The sequence below is a fragment of the Pelomonas caseinilytica genome (assembly GCF_021353235.1).
Taxonomy (GTDB): Bacteria; Pseudomonadota; Gammaproteobacteria; order Burkholderiales; family Burkholderiaceae_C; genus Pelomonas; species Pelomonas caseinilytica.
This window is the reverse complement of sequence record NZ_JAJTWT010000001.1, coordinates 266937-293181: the sequence shown is the minus strand read 5'-3', so window position 1 is coordinate 293181 and position 26245 is coordinate 266937. Positions and strand designations below refer to the sequence as shown.

Genomic DNA, 26245 nt, shown 5'->3' with positions numbered 1-26245 from the left:
TCGTGGCCGGATGCACTTCCCGGAGACCACGATGCACAAGCGCCTCGGCCTGATCGGCCTGGCCCTCACGCTGGCCGCCTCGGCCGCCCTGGCCGGCGACGACAAGGAATTCAGCCTGGGCCTGCAAGGCAATGCCCGCACCGAGCCGGCCGACGTCGGCCTGCCCGTCTACGCCGGCGCCGTGCCCTACCGCGAGAGCGAGGACGACAAGTCCGCCGTCAGCCTGGGCGCCTGGGCCGGCGGCTTCGGGTTGCAGATCCATGCGCTCAAGTACCGCACCGCCGCGGCCCCCGAGCGCGTGGCGGCCTTCTACGTCAAGGCGATGGGCCGTTATGGCGAGGTGCTGGACTGCCGCGACCCGGCCGCCCGCGTCAAGCCGCCCAAGGGCTCCGACAAGCTCAGCTGCGAAGCCAGCGCTCCCAAGCCGGGCGAGTACGAGTACCGCGTCGGCACGGCCAGGAGCTTTCGCGTGGTCAGCGTGAAGGCGGAGGGCGAGGGCAGCCGCTTCGACATGGCGCGTATCGATTTGCGGCTCTAGTGTTCAAGCGTTCCAATTAAATGCCGAATCGACGATCAGGTAACCGCCCGCGATCGTCCAGAGTGGAACGCCTGGCAGCATGAGTACGCCCAAGGCAATGGAGCCATACCGGGCCCAGGCCTTCTCCTTCAGAGCGCCTTGGTACATGGCGAAGAAGACCGGAAGCGGCAGGCTTGAAAGAACAAGGAGCTCCCAGGGCATCCGGTCCATCCACAGTAGCCCCACGAGAAGGCACAGGACTGACAGGGCAATGTGGAGGAACATCAGCGCGAGGTAGGCCTTGGCGATCCGGCGTCGGGCAGGGGGGCGATGCGCGGCGGACTCAAAGAATGGCGTCGACATGCGGGAGCTTCCAGGACTGGGTGCCGCATTGTGTCCGTGCAACGGCGGGATGTCGCCGTTGCCTGCGGCGGAAAGCCGCCAGACGGGCGGCTCGGCGGAGGTTCGCCTCTTGGTGGGGCCGACCTGCACGACGATGGCACGCAAACTGCTCCTCCCTGGGGCACACAACCCAGGAGACAGCATGTCCGCGACCCCATCCATGGCGGCACCGGCCGTCACGGCGCCGGCTTCCGACCGTATCGAGTTCAAGCGCATCAAAGCCATCTTCGTCGGCTCCGTCGGCAACCTCGTCGAGTGGTACGACTTCTACTGCTACGCGGCCTTCTCGCTCTACTTCGGCTCGTCCTTCTTCCCGTCGAGCGACCCGGTGGCCCAGTCCTTGTCCACCGCGGCCATCTTCGCGCTGGGCTTCTTCATCCGGCCCATCGGTGGCCTGCTGTTCGGCTACATCGGCGACCGCCACGGCCGGCGCCTCGCATTGATGACCTCGGTCATGCTGATGTGCGGCGGCTCGCTGCTCATCGCCTGCTCGCCCACCTACGCCGCGGTGGGCGTCTGGGCGCCGGTCATCCTGCTGGTGGCCCGGCTGCTGCAGGGCCTGAGCCTGGGCGGTGAATACGGCTCCAGCGCCACCTACCTGTCCGAGATGGCCACGTCGAAGCATCGAGGCTTCTATTCCAGCTTCCAGTACGTGACCCTGATCGGCGGCCAGCTCACGGCCCTGGTCGTGCTGCTGGTGCTGCAGAACTTCGTGCTGGACGCGGCCGAGCTCAAGGCCTGGGGCTGGCGCATCCCCTTCTTCATCGGTGCGCTGCTGGCGGTGGTGGCGCTCATCATGCGTTCCGACCTGCCCGAGACCCAGGCCTTCGAGGCCCAGCGCAACAAGCACGGCAAGGACCGCATGGGCGGCTTCAAGCTGCTGCTGCAGCATCCGCGCGAATGCCTCATCGTCATCGGCCTGACCATGGGCGGCACCCTGGCCTTCTACGTCTACACCACCTACATGCAGAAGTTCCTGAAACTGTCGGTGGGCCTCACGGACGCGCAGACCACGGCCGTCTCCGCCGCCACGCTGGTGTTCGCGGCCCTGCTGCAGCCGCTGTACGGCGCGCTGTCCGACCGCATCGGCCGCAAGCCGCTGCTGCTGGGCTTCGCCGTGCTGGGCACGATCTTCACCGTGCCGCTGCTCACGGCCATCCGCCACGCACAAGGGCCCTGGGAGGCCTTCGGCCTGATCGCCTGCGCCTGGCTCATCGTCAGCGGCTACACCTCCATCAACGCGGTGGTGAAGGCCGAGCTCTTCCCCGCCTCCATCCGCGCCACCGGCGTCGGCGTGCCCTATGCCATCGCGGTCTCGGTCTTCGGCGGCAGTGCCGAGTACGTGGCGCTGTGGTTCAAGCAGGCCGGCATGGAGAGCGGCTTCTATTGGTACGCTACCGCGGTGATCGCCTGCTCCCTGATCGTCTATCTGCTGATGCGGGACACGCGCCGGCATTCGAGGATTGATGCTGAAACGTGAGCCCCTCGCCCGGTCTCGCCCGGCTGGACGCGGGCGAGCCCAGTCGGTCTTGCAGACCGCGCAGCCGACAGAGCGGCTGCTCTTCGGCAGGCACGACAAGTCCACAGGACTTGTCCTGTCCGGCCTCAGCCCCCGGAGGGGACGGCGATGCTTGCGGCATCAAGCCGCAAGCACATCGCCCGGCGGGCCGGCTTGGGAGCGGCCCGGCGCTCGGCCCGAATGCAAAACCTCGTGTTCATGCGTGAAGCGGTGAAGCGCCCCCGTTGGCCACGCAGCCTCGCGCTGCTGACCCTGGCGCTGCTGGGCGGCGTGGCGGTGGCGGCAGCGACCTGGAAGCTGTCGCTGGACGCCGCCCTGGCCCAGACCCGCGACGACGCCCAGCGCCACCTGCGTTTCGTCGCCCACGAACTGACCGGTGCGCTGGACAAGTACGAGGCCCTGCCGCAGGTGCTGGCCCGTCACCCGGCCCTGGCCGCGCTGCTGGCCGACCCGGGCTCGGCGGCCCGGCGGGCCGAGGTGGATGCCCTGCTCGAAGACGTGGCCCACGACGCCGCGGCAGCCGCCATCTTCCTCGTCGATGCCCGCGGCCTGACGCTGGCCTCCAGCAACTGGCGCGACGCCCAGACTTTCGTCGGCCAGAACTACGCCTACCGCCCCTATTTCCGTGACGCCATGGCCGGCGGCAGCGGCCACTTCTATGCCCGCGGCTCCACCACCGGCACGCCGGGTTATTTCATCGCCCACCGGCTGGCCGGGCCGGCCACGGGCGTCGTCGTGCTCAAGGCGTCGCTGGACGAGATGGAGGCCAACTGGGCGCGCAGCGCGGGTGAACTGATGCTGGCGGACGCGCGCGGCGTGGTCTTTCTGGCCAGCCGGCCCGAGTGGAAGTACCGCACGCTGGCGCCGCTGCCGCAGGCCGCGCGCGCCGAGCTGCGCGACACCCAGCAGTACGGCGACCTGCCCCTGGCCCCGCTGGCGCGCGAGCCGGCACAAAGCCTGACGGCGCTGCGCGTGGAGCGCATCGGCACCGCTTCGGCGCGGCTGCGCGCCCTGGTCACCGAGCAGCCTGTGCAGGGGCGCGGCTGGACGCTGCTGTCCTTCACCGAGATCCGCGGCGCCGAGCAGATCGCCGCCGGGCGCGCCTGGGCCGCGGCCCTGGGCTGGGCGCTGCTGCTGCTGACCCTGGCCTACCTGCAGCTGCGGCGCCGCCGCGCCCGCGAGCGCCTGGCCGCGCAGGGCGCGCTGCGCGCCGCGCACGACAGCCTCGAGGCCCGCATCGCCGAGCGCACCCGCGAGCTGCAGGCCCGCGTCGACGAACTGCACCGCACCGAACTGACGCTGCGCGCCACGCAGGACGACCTCGTGCAGGCCGGCAAGCTGGCCGTGCTGGGCCAGATGGCCGCCAGCATCACCCACGAGATCAACCAGCCGCTGGCGGCGCTGCGGGCGCTCAACGACAACGCCCGCGTCTTCCTGGAGCGCGGCATGCAGGCCGATGCCGAGGGCAACCTCGCCGCCATCGACCAGCTCACCCAGCGCATCGCCGCCATCGTGGCCCAGCTCAAGGGTTTCGCGCGGCGCGACGAACTGCGCGTTCAGCCGGTGCCCGTGGCCGCGGCCTTCCAGGCGGCGGTGGCCCTGGTGAGCGCCGAGGCGCGCCGACAGCGGGTGACCCTGGACTGCCCGCCCGTGCCCGAGGGCCTGGCGGTGCTGGGCCAGCAGGTGCGCATCGAGCAGGTGCTCGTCAACCTGCTGCGCAACGGCATCGACGCGAGCGCCGAGCAGGGCGGCGGCACGGTGACGCTGAGCGCCGAGGTGGAGGGCGGCGAGGCGCTGCTGCGCGTGGCTGACACCGGCGCGGGGCTGAGCGACGAGGTGCTGGCCCGGCTCTTCGAGCCCTTCTTCACCACCAAGCGGCGTGGCGACGGCCTGGGCCTCGGGCTGTCCATCTCGGCCTCCATCGCCAACGCGCTGGGCGGTTCGCTGCAGGGCGTGAACCGACCGGGGGGTGGGGCGCAGTTCACTTTGCGCCTGCCGCTGGCGTCGAGCTGACCACGGCTGGAATGCCCATGCCGCAGAACAAGGCCACGGAGGCACAGAGGCACAGAGAGGATGGTGGTGCCTCCGTGCCTCTGTGGCTGTGTTTGCTTTTCGTGAAGTCGACAATCTCCTGATGGCCCGACCCGAATCCATCGAAGTGCTGCTCGTCGAGGACGACGAGCATGTGCGCCTGGCGACAACGCAGAGCCTGAAGCTCGCGGGCCTGGGCGCTCAGGGCGTGGACTCCGCCGAGGCTGCGCGTGCCTGGCTGACGCCTGGATTCGCCGGTGTCGTCGTCTGCGACGTGCTGCTGCCCGGCGACAGCGGCCTGCAGCTGCTGCAGACGCTGCGCGAGCAGGACCCGGAGCTGCCCGTCATCCTCGTCACCGGCCATGGCGACGTGGGCATGGCGGTGGAGGCCATGCGCGACGGGGCCTGGGACTTCATCGAAAAGCCCTTCTCGGCCGAGCATCTCGTCGAGGTGGTGCGCCGCGCGCTGGCGCAGCGCCGCCTCGTGCTGGAGAACCGCCGCCTCAAGGCCCAGCTCGGCGCCGGCCCGGCCGACGGCCTGCTCGGCACCAGCGCCGCGATGGAGCAGGTGCGCACCCTCATCGGCACCCTCGGCCCGGCGCGCGTCGACGTGCTCATCCACGGCGAGACCGGCTCGGGCAAGGAGGTCGTCGCGCGGGCCCTGCACGCGGCCAGCGGCGCACGCGGGCCCTTCGTGGCCATCAACTGCGGAGCCCTGCCCGAGAGCGTCTTCGAGTCGGAGATCTTCGGCGCGGAAGCCGGGGCCTACACGGGGGCGAGCAAGCGCCGCATCGGCAAGCTGGAGTTCGCCGGCGACGGCACCGTCTTCCTCGACGAGATCGAGTCCATGCCGCCGGCCTTGCAGGTCAAGATGCTGCGGGTGCTGCAGGAGCGCAGCGTCGAGCGACTGGGCGCCAACACGCCGGTGCCGCTGGGCTGCCGCGTGGTCGCCGCCACCAAGGTCGACCTGCTGGCGCTGGCCAGGCAGGGGCGCTTCCGCGAGGACCTGTTCTACCGCCTGGACGTGGCCAGCATCGCCCTGCCGCCGCTGCGCCAGCGGCGTGAGGACATCCCGCTGCTGCTGAGCCGCTTCTGCGCCCAGGCCGCCGAGCGGCTGCAGCGGCCCGTGCCCGGCTGGACGGCCGCCCAGCTGGCCGACTGGCAGTCGCGCGACTGGCCCGGCAATGTGCGCGAACTGCGCAACTTCGCGGAGCGCTGGGTGCTGGGGCTGGTGGCCGAGGCGCCGCCATCCGCGCCGGCCGTGCCGGCAGGAACCACGCTGCCCGCGGCGCCGCTTGACGAGGCGCTGGCCGCCGTGGAGCGGCAGTGGATCGTGCAGGCCCTGAGCGAGAGCGGCGGCAACGTCGCCAAGGCCGGCGAGCGCCTCGGCCTGGCCCGCAAGACCCTGCACGACCGCATCCGCCGGCTGGGGCTGGACGTGGAGGCCTACCGCTCCGGCTGAGCGGCAGGGCCTCGGGCGGCTTCAGTCTTTGCCGCCGTCCAGGAGGGCGTCGCGCAGGTGCACGTCGGCCGGCGAGTCGCCGAACCAGATGCGCAGCACCAGGGTGAAGAACTCGTCGTCGCCCACCGGCTCGCCCTGGGGCTGGCCCTGGATGTAGAACTGCGTGCCCTTGCCGGGCACGAAGTCCATCGCGAAGCTGTCGCCGGGCATGAGCTTGGCCTTGCCGGAGAAGACCTCGATGAGGCGGGTGGTGGCCAGCGTGTGGCGGGTCATCTGCGCCGCCGGCGTGTTGTCGCTCATGCCGCGCAGAAAGAGGCGGCCCAGCTCCGTGCCCGGCAGTTCGCGCAGGGCGGTGAACTGCAGCCGCTTGGGGCCGGGCAGGGCCAGCAGCTCGGCCGGCGTGCTGACGCGCCGGGGCGTGTACAGCGCCATGTCGTAGGCCTTGAACACCAGGCGCACGCGCGTGCCCTTGCCGTTGAGCTGCAGGGTGCTGCCGCCGAGCTGGGCGCTGGGCTCGAACTTGTTGACCGTGGGGGCGGCTCCCGCCTGCTGGGCCAGGGCCAGGCCTGCGGCCAGTGCGGCGATGCGGGCGCTGGCGGCCAGCGCTCGAAGTTGAATCATGTCTCCTCCAGGGGTGTCTTCTCGCCGCGGCCGGGCAGCCGCAGCGGCCCCGGCGATTCTGCGCAAGGGCGCTGGCAGCGTTGTCACCGATGGAGGGGTCAGCGAGCAGTATTCACGCGTGAATCCTCACCACCCGGCCGGGCCGGCCCACGGCCTCGCGGGCGCGCAGCTGGCCGCAGCCGCCCTCCACGTCCTGGCCGGCGGAGTCGCGCAGCTTGGTCAGCACGCCGCGGGCGCACAGCTCGGCGGCGATGGCCCGGGCGCGCTCCCAGCTCGGCCGCGCGAAGGGCAGGCCGGGTGCGCTGTTGAACGGGATCATGTTCAGCAGGCCGTAGCGGCCCCGGAGCAGGCGCACGATGCCGTCCAGCTCCTCGGGGCCGTCGTTGACGCCGTCCAGCAGCGTCCATTGGTACTGGATGGGGTAGCCGCTGGCGCGGGCGTAGGCGTCGGCGGCCTCCACCAGCTGCTCGGGCGCCAGGCGCGGTGCCCGCGGCAGCAGCTCGGCGCGTTTGGCGGCGTCGGTGGTGTGCAGGGACAGGGCCAGCGCGGGCTTGACCTCGGCCTCGTTCAGCGCCGCGAAGGCGCGCTCGTCGCCGACGGTCGAGAACACCAGCTGCTTGTGGGCGAAGCCGCCCTCGCGGCCCAGCAGGGTGATGGCGTCCAGCACGCTCGCGAGGTTGTGCGAGGGCTCGCCCATGCCCATGAACACGACCTTGCGCAGCGCCGGCCGCTTGCGGCGGGCCAGCACCACCTGGGCGACGATCTCGGCGCTGCCGACCTGGCGGATCAGGCCCTCGGTGCCGGTCATGCAGAAGGCGCAGCCCACCGCGCAGCCGACCTGGCTGGACACGCAGACGCCCTCGCGGGGCAGCAGCACGGTCTCCACCGTCTGGCCGTCCGCCAGCCCCAGCAGCAGCCGCGCCGACTGGCCGTCGCCGCCTGCGTGCTCGCTGCGCAAGGCCACCAGACCGTCCAGTTCGGCCATCAGGGCGGGCAGGGCCTCCATCACGGCCTTGGGCAGCCAGCCCTGCAGCGGCTGCTTGCCGGCGTCCAGCGGCAGGACCTGCACCCAGTGGCGCAGCACGCGGCTCTCGTGGGCGGGGTTGGCGCCGAGGGCGCGCAGGCGCTGGTGGAGGTCGGAGATCAGCATGGCGGCGCGATTGTCCCCGCAGCCGCCGAGGCGACACAGCCCCCACGGCGCTGGGACTATGCTGCCCCGGCCCTCTTTCACGGCATCACAGGAGACGCCATGGCCCAACCCGCCCACATCGGCCCCGAGGAATGGGCCGCCCGCTGCGACCTCGCGGCGCTGTACCGGCTGGCCGCCCTGCACGGCTGGGACGACCTCATCTTCACCCACATCTCGGCCCGTGTGCCGGGGCCGGAGCACCACTTCCTCATCAACCCCTACGGGATGATGTTCGAGGAGATCACGGCCAGCAGCCTCGTCAAGGTGGACCGTGCCGGCGAGAAGGTCGCGCCGAGCGACTACGACGTCAACCCGGCCGGCTTCATCATCCACAGCGCCGTGCACGAGGCCCGCGAGGATGCGAAGTTCGTCATGCACCTGCACACCGTGGCCGGCGTGGCCGTCAGCGCCCAGCGCGAGGGCCTGCTGCCGCTGTCGCAGCACAGCCTCTTCCCGCTGGCCAGCCTGAGCTATCACGACTACGAGGGCGTGGCCCTCAACCCCGACGAGAAGGCCCGCCTCGTCGCCGACCTGGGCCGCGCCTCGCTGATGATCCTGCGCAACCACGGCCTGCTGACCCTGGGCCACAGCGCCGCCGACACCTTCCTGAAGATGTTCATGCTGCAGCGGGCCTGCGAGATCCAGATCGGCGCGCAGGCCGGCGGCGGCGAGCTGATCCGCATCCCGGCGCCCATCCTCGCCGGCATCCGCGCCCAGAGCGAGAAGGTCATGCGCGGCTCGGGTGCCGAGCTGGCCTGGCCCGGGCTGCTGCGCCGGCTGGCGCGGCAGAACCCGGGGCACGACGCGTGACCGGCTGGCCCAGCGTCGAAGCCTGGGCGGCGGCGGGGCGCCACTTCGATTTCCGCGGCCATGCGGTGTTCCTGCGCACCGACGGTCCCGCCGATGCGCCGCCGCTGCTGCTCATCCACGGCTTCCCGACGGCGAGCTGGGACTGGTGCAAGCTCTGGCCCGGCCTGGCGCAGGACCACCGGCTCGTCGCGGCCGACATGCTGGGCCTGGGCTTCTCGGCCAAGCCGCGCGGGCACCGCTACACCGTCGCCGAGCAGGCCGATCTCTTCCTCGCCGCCCTGGCCGAGGCCGGCGCCCGGGAATGCGCCGTGCTCGCCCACGACCTCGGCGACACGGTGGCCCAGGAGCTGATCGCCCGCCAGCTCGACGGCCGCCTGCCCGTGCGACTGCGCGGCGTCATCCTGCTCAACGGCGGGCTCTTTCCCGAGACCCACCGGCCGGTGCTGATGCAGAAGCTGCTGTTGTCGCCGCTGGGGCCGCTGGTGGCGCGCCGCTCCAGCCGCGCGCGCCTGGGCGCCAACCTGAGCGCCATCGCGGGCGACGTCAAGCCCACGGCCGCCGAGGTGGATGCCATGTGGCACCTGATGAGCCGCGATGGCGGCCTGGCCGCGCTGCCGGGGCTGATCCGCTACATGGTCGAGCGCCGCCAACACCGCGAGCGCTGGGTGGGGGCCCTGCAGCGCTGCCCCGTGCCGCTGACGGTGGTGAACGGCAGCGCCGACCCCGTCTCCGGCGCCCACATGGTGGCGCGGCTGCGCGAACTGGCCATCCCGGCGGACATCGTCGAGCTGCCGCGCGTGGGCCACTACCCGCAGATCGAGGCGCCCCAGGCCGTGCTCATCGCCGTGCGCCATGCGCTGGCGAAAATGCCGGGATGACGCCTCCCCCGAGACTCTTCGCCCTCGTGCCTGCCGCCGGTGTCGGCGAACGCTCAGGCGCCGGCATGCCCAAGCAGTACGTGGACATCGCCGGCCGTCCCATGCTGGCCCACACGCTGGCGGCGCTGGCTGCCGTGCCGCGCCTGGCGCAGACGCTGGTGGTGCTGTCGCCGCAGGACGACCGCTTCGAGGCCGCCGTGCCCGGCTACGCGGGCTGGCTGGCGCGCGTCGGCGGCGCCAGCCGTGCGGAGAGCGTGCTCGGCGGCCTGGCCGAACTGCGCCGCCGCGGGGTAGGCGAGGGCGACTGGGTGCTGGTGCACGACGCCGCCCGCTGCCTGCTGCGGCCCGAGTGGGTGGACGCCCTCATCGACGCCTGCCTCCCCGACGCGGTCGGCGGCCTGCTCGCCCAGCCGGTGGCCGACACGCTCAAGGCCGGCGATGCCCAGGGCCGCGTCGCCGCCACCATCGACCGCCGCGACAAATGGGCGGCCCAGACGCCGCAGATGTTCCGCCTCGGCCTCGTCGAACGCGCCTTGACGGCCATGGGGGCCGCCGCCACCGACGAGGCCAGCGCCGTCGAGGCCCTGGGCCTTGCGCCCCAGCTGGTGCGCGCCTCGATGGCCAACTTCAAGGTGACGTGGCCGGAGGACTTCGCCCTCGCCGGGCGCCTGCTTCAGCCTGGCTGCCTCGCGTAGAACGCCTCTCGCCGCGGGGCCTGGGCGCTCGCCGGCGCGGCCGGGCCGTCGAGGCGGAAGAAGGACATCATGTCCAGCAACTGCGTGCCCTGGCCTTGGCCTGGTCGACCTGGTCGCGGTCGGCGTCGATCAGGAATTCCTGTCCGGTCACCGGCGTGTTCAGTCGCATGGCATCTCCTGGTCAGCTGCGAGAGGGTGGGCCTGCCGGCCGGGTCAGCGTGCCGCGACGGCGGCCACCGGTGCGCGGCCGATCCTGAAGAAGGCCATCAGCGTCTGCAGCTGCGTGGCCTGGGCACTCAGCGCTTCCGCGGTCGCCGCGAGTTCCTCGGCGGCGCCTGCGCTGTGCTGCGTCGTCCGGCTCAGCTGGACCATGGCCGCGTTGATCTGCCCGACGCCCGAGGCCTGCTCCTGCGACGCGGCAGCGATCTGCTGCACCAGCTCCGAGGTCTTCTGGATGCTGGGCACCATCGCGCCCAGCAGCTGGCCCGCATGCTCGGCCTTCTCGACGGAGTTCCCCGCCAGCTCGCCGATCTCCAGCGCCGCCACCTGGCTGCGCTCGGCGAGCTTGCGCACCTCGGCCGCCACGACGGCGAAGCCCTTGCCGCTTTCCCCGGCGCGTGCGGCTTCGATGGCCGCGTTCAGGGCCAGCAGGTTGGTCTGGTAGGCGATGTCGTCGATGATGCCGACCTTGGCGGCGATGCTCTTCATCGCCCCGGTCGTCTGCGCCACGGCCGCGCCGCCCTCGGCCGCCTGCCGGGCCGCCCTGGCCGCCATCTCGTCCGTCACGCCGGCGTTCCCGGTGTTCTGCGCGATCGACGCGCTCATCTGCTCCACCGATGCCGAGGTCTCTTCGACGCTGGCGGCCTCCTCCGACACGGTGCGGGAGATGGACTGCGCCATGCCGGCGACCTCGCCGCCCGCCGTCAACAGCTCCTGTGCCGCGCTGCGGACCTGCGCGACGATCTCCCTCAGCTTTTCAGCCATGCCGTTGAAGCTGGCCGACACCCGGGCCAGTTCGTCATTGCCGAGCTCGCGTGCGCGGGCCTCGAGGTCGCCGGCGGCCATGCCCTGCGAGGCGTCTTCCAGGCTGTGCACCACCTGCATCACCGAAAGGTAGAACGACACGTAGAGGTAGGCCACGAAGAGCAGGGCCAGGGCCACCAGGCCCAGCATGGCCGAACGCTTCCAGGCCAGCTTGTCGATGCGCTCGCCCAGCATGCGGTCCAGTTCGGGTGCGAGCAGGTCGTCCAGCCGGTAGATGCCGGCGATGGTGGCGGTCGCCGCGTCGAAGTAGTCCCTGGCGGTGACGGTGATCTCCGGCGCGCGGATCAACTGGCTGTCCAGCCGGTCGAGGAAGGCCTGCACGGACGCGTCCTGCTCGGCTGCGGCGGCCTGCAGCCGGGTCTTCAGCGGGCCGTTCGCGTTCATCGCGATCCTCAGGCCGCGGTTCGCGCCCTGCAGAGTGGCGCGCACGGTGCCGTGCAGGCCGCTCAGCCGCGCCCGCTCCTCGACGGTGGCGCCATGGCGGGCCGCCGCGGCCGCGCCCAGGGCCCGCGCCTGGCCCAGGCTCTCGGTCATGGCCGGCAGCCGGCTGACCACCGCATCCATGACGTAGTAAGTGCCCAGGTCCGGGTCCAGCGTCAGGTTGGAGGCGTCGGCCGCGTCGGTGAGCAGGCCCATCAACCGGGAAATGCAGGCGGTATGCAGCGCGAAGCTCTCGGCCGGGCTGGTGTGGGCCGCCGTGGCCGCCACGTTGGCCCATTCCCGCGCAAGGGCCTGCAGGCGGTCGGACAGGTTGAACTCCGGGTGGCGCGCGTCCGTGGCCTGCGCCCGCTCCAGCACTTGCGCGATCTGGCGCTCCTTCTCGGCCAGCCGGCCCTCGAACGATGCGTCGCCGCCCAGGTAGGCGCCGGCCATGCCGCGGTGCTGCTGCATGTGTTCCAGCAGTTCCCGCAGGGGCTGGACGTACTCGACGCCGTCCCGCTCCGCCTGCGTGAACGCGATGCTGGCTTGCGTCTCCTGCGCCAGCAGAACCACCAGCGCCACGATGGGCAGGGCGAAGAACAGGCTCACGAGCCCGAGCTTGTAGGGGTACTTCATCGCGTGAAGCACCTTGATCGCGGGGCTGAACGGGTTCATGGGCGGGGCTCCTGTCGGCGTGGTTGCTCTCAGACGTGGGTTGCGGCTTGGCGTTGCGGCGGATTCATCGCCGACTCGCCGACCTTGAAGTACTCCATCAGCTGCTGCAACTGCGCGGCCTGGGCGCTGACCTCTTCCGCCGTGGTCGCGAGTTCCTCGGACGCCGCTGCGTTGTGGTGGGTGGTCTCGTCCAGCCGCGACATGGCCGTGGCGACGTGCTCGACGCTGCCTGCCTGCTGCCGGGCCGCCGACGCCATGTCACGGACCACGGCTGCAGCGTCCTGGATGCGGGGCACCACGTCGCCGATCAGCTGGCCGGCGCGATCGGCCAGCTTCAACGAGTCGTTGGCCAACTGGCTGATCTCCTGGGCCGCGGCCTGGCTGTGTTCGGCCAGCTTGCGAACCTCGGCCGCCACCACGGCGAAGCCCTTGCCGTGTTCGCCGGCACGGGCCGCCTCGATGGCGGCGTTGAGTGCCAGCAGGTTGGTCTGGTAGGCGATGTCGTCGACCACGCCGATCTTGGTCGCGATCGACTTCATCGCCTGCACGGTGTGCGACACGGCATCGCCACCGTCGCGGGCGTCGAGCGCCGCCCGGTTCGCGGTCTCATAGTTGGCCGCGGCCTTGTCGGCGCTGGCCGCCGCCGCTTCCCGCATCTGCACGATTTCCGATGCCGCGGCTTCCACGGCGGCCGACTGCGCGCTCGCACCCTGGCTGAGGTGCTGCGCCGTGGCGCTGACCTCCTCGGAAGCCGAACTCAGCGTGTCCGCGGCGCCGCGGACCTCGGCGACCACCGGCGCCAGGCGCGACACCATGGTCTGCATGGCCTCGATCAGCTGGCCCGTCTCGTCGTTGGAGCGCACCTCCATGCGCACCGTCAGGTCGCCTTCGGCCAGCCGGTTGGCCGCATGCACGGCAAAGCCCAGCGGCCGGGTGATGGAGCGAGCCAGCAGGAGGATGGCAACGACGGCCGCGACCAGCAGCGGCAGGGCCAGGCCGGCCGCCTTCAGCAGCGCGCTGCGCACGGCGGCGTCCGCCTGCGCCAGCGGCTTGATGATCTCGAAGGCGCCATGCATGTCCCCGGCCTTCTTGCCCTCCATCGGGTAGCCCAGCACGTCGCGGCCATCGTCGCGGTTCCACAGCGTTCGCGCCGTGGCTGGCTCGCCGTGGCAGATCAGGCATTGCTGGCCCAGGCGCACGGGCCGGAAATAGCGCACCGCGTTGATCTGCGGGTCGACCATCGAGTACTCGCTGGAACCGGGGTTGGCGGCGAGCCATTCGAGGGCCACCCGCTCCTGGGCATCGGGCTCGTTGTCGCGGTTGCGCGCGCCGGCCCGGGGGGTGCGGAACTCGAAGCCGCCCTCGGCCGCCTTGGCCTTGGCGGCTTCCCAGGCCGTCACGACCGGCACCGTGGCGAGGATCTTCTCGCGCCGCAGCGTCGGGTCGTCCAGCTTGGCGAGCTCGCGCAGTTGCTCGACCGAGAACAGGCCCTTCTCCCACTTGGCGCCCATGCCCTGCCGGATGGCTTCGCTCATCAGGATGAGGGAGCGCGCGGATGCGACTTCGCTGGCGATCGCTTCGTCGCGCTGGTTGCGGCCGTAGGCCACGAACAGCACCGACACCAGCGCCAGCATCAGCCCGATGGTGATGGTGCCGATCTTGAGTCCCGTGGTCAGTCGCATCAGTTCTGCCCCTCTGGCGTTGCGGCGCTCGCGGCCCCGGCCAGCGTGGCCATCTCGTCCATGGACAGCACGCGCTGGACGTCCAGCAGGATGACGAAGCGGCCATCGACCTTGGCCATGCCGGCGATGAAATCGGTGCGGATGCGGGTGCCGAAGCTGGGCGGCGGCTCGATGTCCGACCGGCCGATCTCCAGCACGGCGCTGACCGCGTCCACGACGGCGCCGAGCACGCGCGCCTGGCCGTCGGCGAACTGCAACTCCACGATCACGATGCAGGTCTTGCGGGTGACCGCCGAGGCCTGTCCGCCGAAGCGGCTGGCCAGGTCGATCACGGGCACCACCGCGCCGCGCAGGTTGATCACGCCGCGCACGAAGCCCGGCATCATCGGCACCGCCGTCGGCGTGCCGTACTCGATGATTTCCTTGATGTGCAGGATGCCGATCCCGAACATCTCCGTACCCAGCGCGAAGGTCAGGTACTGGCCTGTTTCCGGCGGCTCGGCCGGCCTGCCGGCATGGGGCATCACAGCGAGGGCTGGTGGGTTCATCGTCGCCTCCTTCTCAGAATCGGACGAACTCGCCCACCGGCATGGCGGGGCCGATGGGGCGGCTCGTCTTTGCACGGCCGCCACCATAGAAAGGTCCGGCACCGCCTCCAATAGGGAAGGGTGCAAGATCGCCCCAGGGGATGCTGACTCGTTGTCGGGATCGCCTGACGAGCCGTCAGGGCTGGCGGCGAGGCGTCGGCGTGGCTCGGCCCCGGGGCATCACCAGGTGGGCCCGAGCAGCAGGTAGGCCGCCGTCTCGCCGCCGCGCGTGGCGCCCAGGGCCAGGAAGAAGGGGCCGAAGCGGGTGTCCACGCTGAGGAAGCCGCTGGCCGCCTGCTTCCAGCCGTTGCGCGGCAGGTTGGACAGCTTCAGGCCCGCGCCGTCGCCGACGGCGCCGGTCTCCAGCGAAAACCCCACGCGCACGGCGCCGCCCAGGCCCACCGGCATCTCGCCGATGCGCCGCGCCATCACGACGCGCACCAGCGTCATGTTCTCGCCCACCAGGGAGGCGTCCGGCGTGCCCGACAGGCGCAGGTAGCCGCCGAGCGACCGCGTCTGGCCGCGCTCGGCGTGGGCCGCTTCGCCATAGAGCTGGCCGGCCCATTCGCCAAGGCGGAAGGCGCTGAGGCCGATCAGCGAGGCGTTGATGACGCGGTCCTCGCGGCGCGGCTTGAGCCATTCGATGCGTGCCGTCAGCCATTGGCCGCGGCTGGGGAAGGCCAGCGAGTCCAGGGTGTCGGTGTGGAGCTCGAAGTACTGCTGGTCATAGAACTGCGAACGCGTGCCGCCGCCCGGCGGCGCCGGCAGGATGACCTCGTCGGCCGCGCGCAGCTTGCCCAGGCCGAAGCGCAGGTCGCCGAGGCCGGCGACGCGCCGGCCGAGTTCGAGCTGGGCCTCGGTGAGGCTGCTGGACAGGCGCAGCGAACGCTGGCCCTGGTTGAAGACGTCGTTGCTGCCGGCCTCGTAGCCCAGCTTGGCGCTGGCGAACCAGCGCGAGCCGGGGCCGATGGGTTGGTAGAACTCGGTGTTCAAGCCGCGCGTGGAGCCGATGCGGGCGATGGAGCGCAGCTCGGCGCCCCAGCTGTTGAGCCAGTCGGCGACGTGCATGCCGACCAGGGAGTAGCGGTTGGCGTCGGCGAAGTTACTGTAGAGCTCCAGGCCCAGGCGTAGCTTGCTGGCGGCCCAGTCGGCCTCGGTGAGCTTGAGGCCCACGCTGCGGCGGCCGTCGCGGTCGTCGATGGCCATCTCGATGCGTTCGAGGTCGCCGGTGCCGTCGAGCTGCTCCACCACACGGTTGAGTTCGGCGCGGCCGACCGGAGCGCCGGGCTTGAGGGCCAGCTCGACGCGCAGCGCCTCGGGGTTGAGCCGCCGGGTGCCTTCGATGGTGAGCTCGGCCAGAGGCAGGGCCTGCATGGCCGACTCGGGCGGCGCCAGGCGGTGGGCCTGCAGCGCGGCCTGGGCGGCGGGCGCCGCCAGGGCCTGCAGCCGCGAGACGGCAGCCAGGGCGGCGCGGCGGCCGGTGGCCATGGCCTCGTCGGCCCGCGAGAAGTCCATGAAGCCCATGCCGGGCAGGTCCGGGTCGATGACGATGTCCTGGGGGCGCAGTTCGCGCAGCGAGCGCTGCACGTTCTGCTCCGTCAGGATCTGCAGCATCTGGTCGGCCACCGCCACGGCGCTGGTGATCTCGCGGTCTTCGAGCAGCGGCGTGCCGACGTTGACGGCGATGATGACGTCGGCGCCGAGCTGGCGCGCCAGGTCCACCGGCAGGTTGCGCACCAGGCCGCCGTCCACGAGCGGCCGGCCGTTGACGCGCAGCGGCGCGAACACCCCCGGCACGGCCATGGAGGCGCGCAGGGCCTGGAAGAGGGGCGTGTCGGCCTGGTCGAGCATGGCCCCCGACAGCAGGTCGGTCGCCACGGCACGGAAGGGGATGGGCAGCTTCCTCAGCGGCTCCTCGGCGCGCAGGGCCGGCAGCAGCGAGGACAGCGTCGCCTCCAGCTGGCCGTTGGCGGCGGCGCCGCTGGGCAGCATGGCGCCGTGCTGCAGGTCGAAGCCGAACTCGATGCGCGAGGGCAGGCGCTCGTCGTCTTCGCGCCGGCGGATGGAGAGACGGTCGCGGGCCGGGCGGTCGGCCAGGATGGAATTCCAGTTGGCGCCCTTCACCAGGGCCTCGAGCTCGTCGACGCTGCGGCCCGAGGCGTAGGCGCCGCCGACGACGGCGCCCATGCTGGTGCCGACGATGAGGTCCACCGGTACCCGCAGCTCCTCCAGCACCCGCAGCACGCCGATGTGGGCCAGGCCGCGCGCGCCGCCGCCGGAGAGCACCAGGCCTATCCTGGGCCGCTGCGGCGGTCCCGGTTCGGCGGGCTGGGCGTACACGAGCTGGCACAGCACCAGCAGGGAGGCGAGGGCGAGTCGTTTCATGGCGGGGCGCACCATAGCAGCGTCCGCGAGAATCCGCCCATGCCTGCTCTGCCTTCCCTCCCACCGCTTCGCATCGGCGAAGGCTGGGACACCCACCAGCTCGTCACCGGCCGCCCCCTCGTCCTCGGCGGTGTCACCATCCCGCACAGCCACGGGCTGCTCGGCCACTCCGACGCCGACGCCCTGGCCCATGCCATCACCGACGCCCTGCTCGGCGCCGCGGCCCTGGGCGACATCGGCAAGCTCTTCCCGGACACGGCTGCCGAGTTCAAGGGGGCCGACTCCATGGTGCTGCTGGCCGAGGCCTACCGCCGCGTGTGCGAGGTGGGCTGGCGGATCGTGAACGTGGACGCCACCATCGTCGCCCAGGCGCCCAAGATGGCGCCGCACATCCCGGCCATGCGCGCCCGCCTGGCCGAGGTGCTGGGCGTGGAGGTGGGTCAGGTCAACGTCAAGGCCAAGACGGCCGAGAAGATGGGCCCCGTGGGCGAGGGCCGCGCCATCGAGGCGCGGGCGGTCTGCCTGCTGGCAGGCTAGGCTCCCAGTCGTTGATGGTCGGCTGCACGCAGAGCACGAAACGCCGGTATTGCGGGCCGAGCGCTGGGCCGCTCCCAAGCCGGCCCGCGCTGGCGATGTGCTTGCGGCTCGATGCCGCAAGCATCGCCGCCCCCTCGGGGGGCGGACTGGACCCGCGCCGCGTTCAGCGCGTGGGGCCGGGCCGGGGGCTTCCAGTCACCCGGCCTGGAGCTTGAGTACGGTGACCAGGCCGCCGCCCTCGGCATTGCTGATGGACAGCTGGCCACCCAGCCGCTGGACCGACTTCTCGACGATGGCCAGTCCCAGGCCCGCGCCGCTGGCGGCGGTGCGCGCGGCATCGCCGCGGTAGAAGGGCGTGGTCAGCCGGGCCAGGCGGTCGGGCGGCACGCCGGGGCCGTGGTCGCGCACGCGCAGCTCCACCCACGAGCCCTGGCGCGTGGCGCTCACGTCCACCCGCGCGGGTTCGCCGGGCCCGTGGCCGTAGCGCCGGGCGTTCTCGAAAAGGTTGAGCAGCACGCGGCCCAGCTCCGTGTCGTCCACGAAGACCTTGAGGGCTGAGCTGACCTGCACGCGGAAGCGGATCTGGTCGGGGTCGCGGAAGCCCTGCACCTCGCGCTCGACGACGTCGGTCAGCCGGGTCTCGCGCAGCTGGGTCTCGTTGGGCCGCGCATAGTCCATGAACTTGCTGATGATGGCGTCGAGCTGGTCGATGTCCTGGGCCATGAAATGGCGCGCCTGCTCGTCCTGCACGCTCATCTCGGTCTCCAGGCGCAGCCGGGCCAGTGGCGTGCGCAGGTCGTGGGAGATGCCGGCCAGCATGACGGCGCGGTCTTCCTCCAGCTTGGCCAGTTCGCGCGCCATGCGGTTGAAGCCCATGTTGACCTCGCGGATCTCGCTGGTCATGGTGGTCTCGTCCAGGCGCGAGTCGTACTCGCCCTCGCGGATGCGGCCGGCGGCCTCGGCCAGCTCGCGCAGCGGCTGGTTGATGAGACGGGCGATCAGCGCCGAGCCCACCACGGTCGCCAGCAGGGCGATGAGCACCCACCACCAGTTGCTCGTCAGCGAGATGGACAGCGGCGTGGCGCTGGTCTTGAGCCAGAAGGCGTCCTCGCCGACGATGTAGCGCACCCATAGGCCCGGCACGTCGTTGACGCTGCGGGCGACGACGGTGTCGGGGCCCAGGGTCTGGCGCAGTTCGGCGGCCAGGCGCTTGGCGAAGGGGCTGGTGTCGTAGGGCAGCCAGCGGTCGCGCGTCTCGGCCACGCGCACCTGAACGACGTCGCCGCTGGACATCGAGGTGATGACGGCGACGCGGTTGATCGGGTCGGTGTGCTCCAGCGCGATGCGGCTGAGCTTGACCAGGCCGGCCAGCTGCTCGGCCGACTCCAGCGCGCGCGGCTCGGCCTCCAGCAGCTTGAAGGTCTGCTGCCAGGCCAGCACCGCGCCGGCCAGCAGCAGGGCCAGCCAGGCGAAGGTGCGCCAGAAGAGATTGAGCGCCAGGTGCGGACGAGCCATCAGCGGGACCAGTGTCTTGGGGCCGAGCGCCGGGCCGCCCCAAGCCGGCCCGGAGGAAGCAGCTGGCGGCTCGACGCCGCGAGCTGCTTCGTCCCCACGGGGGACCGGCCAGGCTTGACCGCGTTCAGCGGGTCAAGGTTGGACGAGGGGCTCACGTACTACGAGTTTTCGTCGGGGACGAACACGTAGCCGACGCCCCAGACCGTCTGGATGTAGCGCGGCTGGGCCGGGTCGGCCTCCAGCATCTTGCGCAGGCGCGAGATCTGCACGTCCAGGCTGCGGTCGAAGGGCTCGAACTCGCGGCCACGCGCGAGCTGGGCCAGCTTGTCGCGCGACAGCGGCTGGCGCGGGTGGCGCACCAGGGTCTTGAGCATGGAGAACTCGCCCGTCGTCAGCGGCAGCTGCTCGCCGTTCTTGGTCAGGCGGCGCAGCGCGAGGTCGAACTCGAAGGGGCCGAAGGTGACCGTCATCGGCTCCTTGCTGGGGGCGCCCGGGGCCTCCGGCGGCGGGCGACGGCGCAGCACCGCGTTGATGCGGGCCAGCAGCTCGCGCGGGTTGAAGGGCTTGGCGAGGTAGTCGTCGGCGCCGACCTCCAGGCCGACGATGCGGTCCACGTCCTCGACCTTGGCCGTCAACATGATGATGGGCGTCTGGTCGTTGGCGGCCCGCAGGCGGCGGCAGATGGTCAGGCCGTCTTCGCCGGGCAGCATCAGGTCCAGCACGATGAGGTCCACCGTTTCGCGGGTCAGCTGCTTGTTCAGCGCGCGGCTGTCTTCGGCCAGCAGCACGTCGAAGCCTTCCTGCGTCAGGTAGCGGCGCAGCAGGTCACGGATGCGGGCGTCGTCGTCGACGACGAGGATGCGGTTCTGGCGGGGATTCGCGGCGCTGTTCATCGCAGGTCCTGAATTTGTAACAGCGGCATTGTGTGCAGGTTTGAAACCGCGGTTTGTAGGACAGCAGGCGGCAGTTACAGCTGGTTGCGACTTCGCGCGGCTAAGCTGGTCTTCCCGACTTGAAAGGAAGTTCCATGCGTGCAGTCCTCGCCCTCTCCTTGGTTGCCGCCAGCCTCGCCGCCCAGGCCGCCAGCGATGCCCCGCCGCGCGAGCGCCTGAGCCTGGCGGCCAGCGCCAGCGCCGAGGTGACGCGCGACATCCTCGGCGTCACCTTCTCCACCAGCCGCGAAGGCGCCGATGCGGCCGGCGTGCAGTCCGCGCTGAAGCAGGCCCTGGACGCGGCCCTGGCCGAGGCCCGCAAGGTGGCCAGGCCGGGGCAGGTGGACGTGCAGACGGGCGGCTTCTCGCTCGCGCCGCGCTACGACCCCAAGAGCGGCAAGATCAACGGCTGGCAGGGCAGCGCCGAGCTGATGGTGGAGGGGCGAGACGCCACGGCCATCGCCCAGTTGGCCGGGCGCATCGGCACGCTGACCATCGCCCGGGTGGGCTACAGCCTGTCGCGCGAGGCGCGTGAAAAGGCCGAGAGCGACATCTCGGCCCAGGCCATCGGGCGCTTTCGCGCCAAGGCGGCGGATTACGCCCGCCAGTTCGGCTACGGCGGCTACGTGCTCGGCGAGGTCAACGTCTCCAGCGACGAGCCCGGCCCCCGGCCGGTGATGGCCCTGATGCGCGCCAAGGCCGCGCCCATGGCCGACGAGGCCCTGCCGACCGAGGCCGGCAAGGCGACCGTGACGGTCAACGTCAACGGCAGCGTGCAGCTCACGCGCGAAGCCGCGCCGCGCTGAGCCTCCCTCGGCGCGGTCAGACGGCGGTCCAGCCGCCGTCCATGGACCAGGCCTGGCCGCGCACGTTGAAGGCGGCGTCCGAGCACAGGAACACGGCCAGCGCGCCGAGCTCGTCGGGCGTGGTGAACTGGAGCGACGGCTGCTTCTCGGCCAGCAGGCGGCGCTTGGCTTCGTCGTTGGAGACCTGCTCGCGCTCGGCCAGGGCGTCCACCTGCTTCTGCACCAGCGGCGTCAGCACCCAGCCGGGGCAGATGGCGTTGACGGTGACGGGCGACGTGGCCGTCTCGAGCGCCACGGCCTTGGTGAATCCGACGAGGCCGTGCTTGGCCGCCACGTAGGCCGACTTCTGGGCCGAGGCCACCAGGCCGTGCACCGAGGCGATGTTGAGGATGCGGCCCCAGCCGCGCTGCAGCATGCCGGGCAGGGCCAGCCGCGTGGTGTGGAAGGCGGAGCTGAGGTTGATGGCGATGATGGCGTCCCACTTCTCGGGCGGGAAGTCCTGCACCGGCGCGACGTGCTGGATGCCGGCGTTGTTGACGAGGATGTCGATGCCGCCGAACTCGGCGTCGGCATAGGCCACCATGGCGGCGATGTCCGAGGGCTTGCTCATGTCGGCACCGTGGTAACCCACCTTGACGCCCAGCGCCGCCACCTCGGCCTTGGGGCCTTCCACGTCGCCGAAGCCATTGAGGATGAGGTTGGCACCCTGGCGGGCCAGCGCGAGGGCGATGCCCAGGCCGATGCCGCTGGTGGAGCCGGTGACGAGGGCGGTCTTGCCTTTCAACATGATGGGTCCTTTAGGGTTGCTACGATGGTTTTAAAGGATTGCATCATGACCCAACCGGAACTGCGCTTCGTCAATTGCCTGGACAGCACCGGCCTGCACCGCATGGCCTACTGGGAATGGGCAGGGCCGGCGCCCGACGCGCCGGTGCTGGTGTGCGCCCACGGGCTGTCGCGGCAGGGCCGTGACTTCGATGCGCTGGCCCGTGCCCTGCAGCACCGCTACCGCGTGATCTGCCCCGACGTGGTCGGCCGGGGCCGCTCCGACTGGCTGCGCCAGCCGGCGGGCTACCAGATCCCGGCCTACGTGGCCGACATGGTCACGCTGCTGGCCCGGCTGGACGTCGACCAGGTGGACTGGGTCGGCACCTCCATGGGCGGCCTGATCGGCCTGGGCCTGGCCTCGCTGCCGCGGCCGGAGGGCGTGGCCAGTCCCATCCGCCGCCTGGTGCTCAACGACGTCGGGCCGGCCATCCAGTACGAGGCCCTGCAGCGCATCGGGCGCTACCTGGGCAATGCGCCGCAGTTCGCGTCGCTGGCCGAAGGCGCGGGCTATCTGCGCAGCATCTCGGAAGGCTTCGGCCCGCACACCGACGAGGAATGGCTGGCCCTGTGCGAGCCCCTGTTCCGCGAGGAGGACGGCCCGGCCGGCAAGACCTGGAAGCTGCGCTACGACCCGGCCATCGCGATGCCCTTCGGCGCGGTGACGCCCGAGATCGCCGCCGCCGGCGAGGCCGCGCTCTGGGCGGCCTACGACACCCTGCGCTGCCCGACGCTGCTCATCCGCGGTGCCGAGTCCGACCTGCTCAGCGCCGAGACCGCGCGCGCCATGACGCAGCGCGGGCCTGGCGCCCGCCTCGTCGAGCTGCCCGGCGTGGGCCATGCACCGACGCTGATCCATGCCGACCAGGTCGCCATCGTGAGGGACTTCCTCGGTTCATGAAAACCGGCGTTCTGCAAGAGGGCGCGGCCAGCTCGCCCATCGTCGCCTTGCTCGACGCGGGCGCCGCCCACTCGGGCGCGGAGGTGGTGCGCGCCCGCGCCGTGGCCGAGCCGCTGCTGGCGGCCGAGGTGCTGGACACCGGCGAGAACGCGCTGTCGCATGCCGACGGCGTGGCGGCCATCCTGCAAGGCATCGGTGCCGCGCAGGAGCTGCAGGCGGCGGCCTACCTCGTCTATGCCGGCGACTTCCTCAACAAGCCCGAGGAGGTGGTGGCCAAGGCCTTCGGCGAGAGCTACGCCAGCCTCGTCACCCACACGCGACGCCTCGTGCAGCTGCAGCGCACGACCCGCGGCGCCCGGGTCGGCGACGACAAGAAGCCCGACCTGAGGGCGGAGCAGACCGAGCGCGTGCGCAAGATGCTGCTGGCCTTCTCGCGCGACCTGCGCGTGGTGCTGCTGCGCCTGGCCTCGCGGCTGCAGACGCTGCGCTGGTACGCGGCCAGCAAACGGCCTTGTCCGGCGGAGCTGGCGGCCGAGTCGCAGGCCGTGTTCGCGCCGCTGGCCAACCGGCTGGGCATCTGGCAGATCAAGTGGGAGATGGAGGACCTGGCCTTCCGCTTCCGCGAACCCGAGGCCTACAAGGCCCTGGCCAAGGCCCTGCACGAGACCCGCGTCGAGCGCGAGCAGCGCGTCGAGGCGGCCCGCGCGGCGGTGCAGGCCGACCTGTACGGGCAGGGCATCGCCGCGGAGGTGCAGGGCCGGCCCAAGCACCTCTACAGCATCCACCGCAAGATGCAGGGCAAGCAGCTGTCGCTGGACCGCGTCTTCGACCTGCGTGCGCTGCGCGTCATCGTCGCCAGCGTGGCCGACTGCTACGCGGCGCTGGCGCGGCTGCACGAGGTCTACACGCCGGTGCCCGGCGAGTTCGACGACTACATCGCCAAGCCCAAGCCCAACGGCTACCAGTCGCTGCACACCGTCGTCCTCGGGCCTGACGGGCGGCCGATGGAGGTGCAGATCCGCACCCGCGAGATGCACGACCGCGCCGAACACGGCGTGGCCGCGCATTGGGCCTACAAGGAGGCCGGCGCACGAGGCTATGCCGGTGTCAGCGCGGTCGGGGAGTTCGAGGAGCAGGTGGCGCGGGCCCGCAAGGCCGTGCTCAACCAGCTGCTCGCCTGGGAGCGCGACGCCGTCCAGGGCGAGGGCGGCCCGGGCGGCGACGGGTTCAGCGACCGCATCTACGTCTTCACCCCGCAGGCGACCATCGTCGAGTTGGCCGCCGGGGCCACGCCGGTGGATTTCGCCTACGCCGTGCACACCGACCTCGGCCACCGCTGCCGCGGCGCGCGCATCGACGGCCAGATGCTGCCGCTGAACACGCCGCTGCACAGCGGCCAGACGGTGGAGATCATCGCGGCCAAGGAGGGCGGGCCGTCGCTGGACTGGCTCAACCCCGAACTCGGCTACCTGCAGAGCCAGCGTTCGCGGGCCAAGGTGCGGGCGTGGTTCAACGCGCTGCAACAGGCCCAGACCATCGCCAAGGGGCGCGACCTCGTCGAGAAGCTGCTGCAGCGCGAAGGCCGCACGGCCCTCAAGCTCGAGGAGCTGGCCGCGAGGCTGGGCTTCAAGAGCGCCGACGCCCTCTTCGAGGTGGTGGGCAAGGACGAGTACTCCCTGCGCAACATCGAGCTGCTGCTGCGCCCGCCCGAGCCCGTCGCCGACGAGGACGAACTGCTCGCTCAGAAGCACACCCGCAGTGCCAGCGGCGGCACGGGCGGGCGCGGGGGCGTGCTCGTCGTCGGCATTGACTCGCTGCTGACGACGCTGTCGCGCTGCTGCCGGCCGGCACCGCCGGATGCCATCCAGGGCTTCGTCACGCGCGGCAAGGGCGTGGCCATCCACCGGGCCGACTGCAGCAACCTCGCCGAGATGAAGCGGCGATCACCGGAACGCGTCATCGCCGTCGAATGGGGCGGGGCGGAGCCGTCGGGCAAGGGCGCGCCGGTCTATCCGGTCGACGTGCTCGTGGAGGCCGGCGACCGCCAGGGCCTGCTGCGCGACGTGCTGGAGGTCTTCGCCAAGGAGAAGATGAATGTCGTGGCGGTGAACACGCAGTCGCTGCAGGGCGGTGCCGCCAGGCCCAGGACGGGCGGCGGCGACACGGCCTGGATGAGCTTCACGCTGGAGCTGTCCGACGCGTCGCGCCTGGCCAAGGTGCTGCGTGAGCTGTGCGCCATCTCCGGCGTGCGCTCGGCGCGACGCAAATGAGCTATTCAATGGGACTGGCGGAGCCCTGAAAAACCATGCTATAGTGCGCAGCTCTTCAGGCGCGTAGCTCAGCTGGTTAGAGCACCACCTTGACATGGTGGGGGTCGTTGGTTCGAGTCCAATCGCGCCTACCAAATTCTGAAGATGGAACGGCACCTGGCGGCGACGCCAGGTGCCTTTTTCTTGCTCATGCACGGCGCGTGGGTCATGCCCTTGCCGCGCTGAACACCCATCCCGCCACCGGCTGCCCCGCTTCCTGGCGCAGCGTCGCGCCCTCGGCTTCGACGGCATGCCAGCCTACCTGTGCGAGCCAGTCTTCGACGGCTCCGCGCGCATGCGCGTAGCGGCCATGGGGCCGCAGCACGCAGGCCTGCGCATCGCCTTCCAGCGCCTCGACGGTGAAGACGAGCAAACCTCCCGGTCGCATGGCGCGGTGCGCCGCCGTGAGCACGGCTTGCAGGGGCCCGAAGTAGCAGAGCGTGTCGGCGCTGACGATGGCGTCGAAGCGGCCGGGCGAGGTGTCCATCCAGGCGGCGAGTTCGGCCTGCACGAGCTGGTCGTAGCTGCCGCGGGCGCGAGCGCGGTCGAGCATGGCGGCGGAGAGGTCCAGCCCCACCAGTTCGGTGGCCAGCGGGCGCAGCAGGGGCCCGCACAGGCCGGTGCCGCAGCCGGCGTCGAGCACAGCCCTGCGGCGGCCCGCGGCGCGCCGCCGCAGGGCCTCCGCGCACAGCGCCGGAGCGGCGTATTGCAGGTGGGCCAGCTTGGCGTCGAAGCTCGCCGCGAAGCGGTCGAAGACCTCGGTGACGTAGGCGTCGCAAGCGCGCTCGGGCACGCCCTGGCCGGTGACCGCGGCCAGGTGGTGCAGGGCCTCGGGGTCGCCCGGCGAGCGGGCCAGCCAGCGGCGGTAGACCTGTTCGGCGACGTCGAGCCGACCTGCCTGCGCATGCAGCAGGCCCAGCAGGCGATGGTTGCGCGTGACCTCGGGCGCCAGCTCCAGGGCGCGGGCGCCGGCCTCGCAGGCTTCGGCGGCCCGCCCCTGGGCGGCGAGCACCAGGGCCAGGTGGGCCTGGGCATCGGCGAAGTCGGGCGCCTGCATCAGCAGTCCGCGCAGCAGGGTTTCGGCCTCGGCGAGGCGGCCGGTCATGCGCAGCAGGCAGGCGAGGTTGTTGCGCACCTCGACATGGCCGGGCTCGAGGGCGAGGCAGCGTTGGTAGGCGGCTGCGGCGGCCTCCACCTGCCGTTGGTCGAGCAGCATGTTGCCGAGGTTGTTGTGCCAGGCGGCCACCTGATCGTCGAGGGCGATGGAGCGCCGCACCGCGGCCACCGCCTCGTCGAGCCGGTGGCGTTGGTAGAGCAGCACGCCGTGGAAGTGCACGAGGTTGGGTTCGTCCGGCAGCAGCTTCAGCAACTGGCCGTACAGCGCCTCAGCCTCGTCGAGGAGGCCGGCACGGTGCAGGGCCATCGCCCGCTCGACGGCGGGGCGCCAGGCGGCGCGGGCCTGTGCCGCACGGGCAAGGGCGGCGGGGCGGTAAGCCACGGCGC

At 71.6% G+C, this 26245-nt stretch carries 21 protein-coding genes, 1 tRNA gene and 1 pseudogene; 12 read left to right on the top strand and 11 right to left on the bottom strand.

The features are described 5' to 3' along the window. Positions 1 to 31 precede the first annotated feature (31 nt). Positions 32 to 538: a hypothetical protein gene (locus LXT12_RS01390; RefSeq protein ID WP_233388718.1), complete on the top strand. Its 507-nt coding sequence runs from the start codon at positions 32 to 34 to the stop codon at positions 536 to 538. Between the two features lie 3 nt (positions 539 to 541). Here the strand turns inward: LXT12_RS01390 and LXT12_RS01385 are convergent, their stop codons facing one another. After that, positions 542 to 1024, bottom strand: a complete 483-nt coding sequence (locus LXT12_RS01385; RefSeq protein WP_233388716.1) for a hypothetical protein — start codon at positions 1022 to 1024, stop codon at positions 542 to 544. Positions 1025 to 1061: 37 nt separating this feature from the next. On the opposite strand from LXT12_RS01385, the gene LXT12_RS01380 reads away from it, so the two are divergent. From LXT12_RS01380 to LXT12_RS01370, 3 genes are all read left to right on the top strand, one after another. Next, complete coding sequence (locus tag LXT12_RS01380; RefSeq protein WP_419964755.1) at positions 1062 to 2399, top strand: MFS transporter; 1338 nt, start codon at positions 1062 to 1064, stop codon at positions 2397 to 2399. A 249-nt stretch (positions 2400 to 2648) separates the two neighbouring features. Continuing rightward, positions 2649 to 4451: a sensor histidine kinase gene (locus LXT12_RS27010; protein WP_233388714.1), complete on the top strand. Its 1803-nt coding sequence runs from the start codon at positions 2649 to 2651 to the stop codon at positions 4449 to 4451. A gap of 121 nt (positions 4452 to 4572) precedes the next feature. Beyond that, positions 4573 to 5931, top strand: coding sequence for a sigma-54-dependent transcriptional regulator (locus LXT12_RS01370; RefSeq protein WP_233388712.1), 1359 nt, complete (start codon positions 4573 to 4575; stop codon positions 5929 to 5931). 21 nt (positions 5932 to 5952) lie between these two features. Here LXT12_RS01370 and LXT12_RS01365 read toward each other — a convergent pair whose 3' ends face one another. Both LXT12_RS01365 and LXT12_RS01360 read right to left on the bottom strand, forming a co-directional pair. Beyond that, entirely contained in the window at positions 5953 to 6552 is a 600-nt protein-coding gene (locus LXT12_RS01365; protein WP_233388710.1) for a chalcone isomerase family protein, read from the bottom strand. Positions 6553 to 6664: 112 nt separating this feature from the next. After that, positions 6665 to 7702: an RNA methyltransferase gene (locus LXT12_RS01360; RefSeq protein ID WP_233388708.1), complete on the bottom strand. Its 1038-nt coding sequence runs from the start codon at positions 7700 to 7702 to the stop codon at positions 6665 to 6667. Between the two features lie 99 nt (positions 7703 to 7801). Here LXT12_RS01360 and LXT12_RS01355 point away from each other — a divergent pair, with 99 nt between their 5' ends. The 3 genes from LXT12_RS01355 to ispD are packed head-to-tail and all read left to right on the top strand — an operon-like array spanning position 7802 to position 10124. Beyond that, positions 7802 to 8551, top strand: coding sequence for a class II aldolase/adducin family protein (locus tag LXT12_RS01355; protein ID WP_233388706.1), 750 nt, complete (start codon positions 7802 to 7804; stop codon positions 8549 to 8551). Next, positions 8548 to 9429, top strand: a complete 882-nt coding sequence (locus tag LXT12_RS01350; protein WP_233388704.1) for an alpha/beta fold hydrolase — start codon at positions 8548 to 8550, stop codon at positions 9427 to 9429. Before LXT12_RS01355 ends, LXT12_RS01350 begins: the two co-directional genes overlap by 4 nt. After that, positions 9426 to 10124, top strand: a complete 699-nt coding sequence (gene ispD, locus LXT12_RS01345) for a 2-C-methyl-D-erythritol 4-phosphate cytidylyltransferase (protein WP_233388702.1) — start codon at positions 9426 to 9428, stop codon at positions 10122 to 10124. The genes LXT12_RS01350 and ispD overlap by 4 nt, the downstream gene beginning before the upstream one ends. A 213-nt stretch (positions 10125 to 10337) precedes the next feature. Here ispD and LXT12_RS01340 read toward each other — a convergent pair. The 4 genes and pseudogenes from LXT12_RS01340 to LXT12_RS01325 form a co-directional block, all read right to left on the bottom strand. Further along, positions 10338 to 12062 (bottom strand): annotated as a pseudogene (locus tag LXT12_RS01340) (methyl-accepting chemotaxis protein); the annotation flags it as partial. Between the two features lie 230 nt (positions 12063 to 12292). Further along, positions 12293 to 13945 (bottom strand): methyl-accepting chemotaxis protein, encoded by a 1653-nt coding sequence (locus LXT12_RS01335; RefSeq protein ID WP_233388699.1) that lies wholly within the window; start codon positions 13943 to 13945, stop codon positions 12293 to 12295. Further along, the gene (locus LXT12_RS01330) at positions 13945 to 14493 is read right to left on the bottom strand and encodes a chemotaxis protein CheW (RefSeq protein ID WP_233388697.1); all 549 of its coding nucleotides are present in this window, start codon (positions 14491 to 14493) and stop codon (positions 13945 to 13947) included. Before LXT12_RS01330 ends, LXT12_RS01335 begins: the two co-directional genes overlap by 1 nt. A 219-nt stretch (positions 14494 to 14712) precedes the next feature. Next, a complete protein-coding gene (locus LXT12_RS01325) occupies positions 14713 to 16917 on the bottom strand; it encodes a patatin-like phospholipase family protein (protein ID WP_233388695.1) in 2205 nt (734 codons plus the stop codon). Between the two features lie 39 nt (positions 16918 to 16956). Between LXT12_RS01325 and ispF the strand changes: the two genes are divergently transcribed. Next, positions 16957 to 17454, top strand: a complete 498-nt coding sequence (gene ispF, locus LXT12_RS01320) for a 2-C-methyl-D-erythritol 2,4-cyclodiphosphate synthase (protein ID WP_233388694.1) — start codon at positions 16957 to 16959, stop codon at positions 17452 to 17454. A 195-nt stretch (positions 17455 to 17649) separates the two neighbouring features. Here the strand turns inward: ispF and LXT12_RS01315 are convergent, their stop codons facing one another. After that, on the bottom strand, positions 17650 to 18969 hold the full coding sequence (locus LXT12_RS01315; protein ID WP_233388692.1) for an ATP-binding protein: 1320 nt from the start codon (positions 18967 to 18969) through the stop codon (positions 17650 to 17652). A gap of 158 nt (positions 18970 to 19127) precedes the next feature. After that, the gene (gene ompR / locus LXT12_RS01310; protein WP_233388690.1) at positions 19128 to 19862 is read right to left on the bottom strand and encodes an osmolarity response regulator transcription factor OmpR; all 735 of its coding nucleotides are present in this window, start codon (positions 19860 to 19862) and stop codon (positions 19128 to 19130) included. Between the two features lie 134 nt (positions 19863 to 19996). Between ompR and LXT12_RS01305 the strand changes: the two genes are divergently transcribed. Further along, positions 19997 to 20707, top strand: coding sequence for an SIMPL domain-containing protein (locus LXT12_RS01305; protein WP_233388688.1), 711 nt, complete (start codon positions 19997 to 19999; stop codon positions 20705 to 20707). A 16-nt stretch (positions 20708 to 20723) separates the two neighbouring features. On the opposite strand, the gene LXT12_RS01300 is transcribed toward LXT12_RS01305, so the two are convergent. Then, complete coding sequence (locus tag LXT12_RS01300) at positions 20724 to 21494, bottom strand: 3-hydroxybutyrate dehydrogenase (RefSeq protein ID WP_255763416.1); 771 nt, start codon at positions 21492 to 21494, stop codon at positions 20724 to 20726. A gap of 45 nt (positions 21495 to 21539) precedes the next feature. Between LXT12_RS01300 and LXT12_RS01295 the strand changes: the two genes are divergently transcribed. The 3 genes from LXT12_RS01295 (at position 21540) to LXT12_RS01285 (ending at position 24837) form a co-directional block, all read left to right on the top strand. Continuing rightward, on the top strand, positions 21540 to 22433 hold the full coding sequence (locus LXT12_RS01295) for an alpha/beta fold hydrolase (protein WP_233388686.1): 894 nt from the start codon (positions 21540 to 21542) through the stop codon (positions 22431 to 22433). Beyond that, complete coding sequence (locus LXT12_RS01290) at positions 22430 to 24703, top strand: RelA/SpoT family protein (RefSeq protein WP_233388684.1); 2274 nt, start codon at positions 22430 to 22432, stop codon at positions 24701 to 24703. Before LXT12_RS01295 ends, LXT12_RS01290 begins: the two co-directional genes overlap by 4 nt. Positions 24704 to 24760: 57 nt before the next feature. Then, a tRNA-Val gene (locus tag LXT12_RS01285) sits at positions 24761 to 24837 on the top strand. Positions 24838 to 24908: 71 nt separating this feature from the next. On the opposite strand, the gene LXT12_RS01280 is transcribed toward LXT12_RS01285, so the two are convergent. Continuing rightward, a complete protein-coding gene (locus LXT12_RS01280) occupies positions 24909 to 26240 on the bottom strand; it encodes a tetratricopeptide repeat protein (RefSeq protein WP_233388683.1) in 1332 nt (443 codons plus the stop codon). Positions 26241 to 26245: the final 5 nt, after the last annotated feature.